Genomic DNA, 1047 nt, shown 5'->3' with positions numbered 1-1047 from the left:
CCGCGAGGAAGAGGAAGCCGCCCTCGGCCACCGCCGGCGCGTAGCCGGATTCCCGGGGGAAATGCTCCATCCCCTTCGGCACGATGAAGTGCATCAGCCGAACCCCGCCTGATCCGCCGCATCCGCGCCCCAGAGCCGGAAGGCCTCGGAGGCCGGAACCTCGCCGCGCGCAATCAGCCCCTGCCAGACGCCGCAGGCATCCACGAAGTTGGGGATGCTGCCGGGGAACATGGCGTAGGAGATGCCCTCGGCCAGCTCCATCTCGGGCACGCCCTCGGCATAGGCGCCCCTGATGTGCAGGGCGAGCTCCCACCAGCCCTTGCGCGTGGTGTGGACCGCGGCCAGTGTCACCTCCACCAGCCCGCGGGAGACGCCGCTGCCAGCCTGCAGCGCATCCAGCGCCGCGCGATAGGCGGTGGCGCGGTCATAGGCGGGCAGATGGTGGCCCCATTTCTCGGCCGCGAAGGCGAAGCGCGGCGCGCCCTCGGCGAAGGCAGCGAGGCGCACGGCCAGCTCGATCTCCGCATCCCCGCCACCCGCGTTGCGGAACTTGGCGATGTGGTGGGTCGCGATGCCTTCGTCGCAGGCCGTCAGCACCGCGAGCCAGATGAATTCCTTCGGCCGCTCGTCCAGGAAGCGCGGCGTCAGCGCCAGCGCAGTGTAAGCGGCGTCATAGCCCGCCAGCAGGCCGGGTGCGGCGATGGCCAGCATGCCGTGATGCGGCAGGAGGTAGCCGCGCTTGGCGCGCACCTCCGCGAGGCGGCGCTCCACCTCCGCGGCACTGGGCATCTCCATGGTCAGCTCCCCACTTCGAACAGCGCTTCGACCTCGATGGGCATGTCGGCGTAGAGCTCGGCCACGCCGATGGCCGAGCGCGTGTGGCGGCCCGCTTCGCCGAAGACGTCGATCATCAGGTCGGAGAAGCCGTGCAGCACGTCCGACGGCGTGTTGAAGCCGGGCGCGCAGTTGATGAAGCCGATCACGCGCACCACCCGCACGATCGGGTTCAGCGTGCCGAGATAAGTCCGCAGCGTGGACAGGGTGCAG

Annotated in this window: 2 protein-coding genes; both read right to left on the bottom strand. The window is 70.2% G+C overall.

What is annotated here, in order from left to right; genetic code table 11:
- Window positions 1–93: 93 nt before the first annotated feature.
- Window positions 94–795 carry a carboxymuconolactone decarboxylase family protein gene (locus AC1DWF_RS32480; protein WP_476842634.1) on the bottom strand — a complete coding sequence of 234 codons (702 nt, stop codon included), beginning with the start codon at window positions 793–795 and terminating at the stop codon, window positions 94–96.
- Between the two features lie 2 nt (window positions 796–797).
- On the bottom strand, window positions 798–1047 hold a 250-nt coding region (locus AC1DWF_RS32475), incomplete at its 5' end, for a RidA family protein (protein WP_476842633.1).

The sequence above is a fragment of the Aminobacter sp. P4_D5 genome (assembly GCF_056401815.1).
The sequence above is the reverse complement of the archived record's forward strand: the minus strand, read 5'-3'. Positions and strand labels throughout refer to the sequence as shown.

Excerpts from the sequence above, each read along its gene's own strand:
- AC1DWF_RS32480 (WP_476842634.1), bottom strand. The coding sequence starts at position 795 with ATGGAGATGCCCAGTGCCGCGGAGGTGGAGCGCCGCCTCGCGGAGGTG.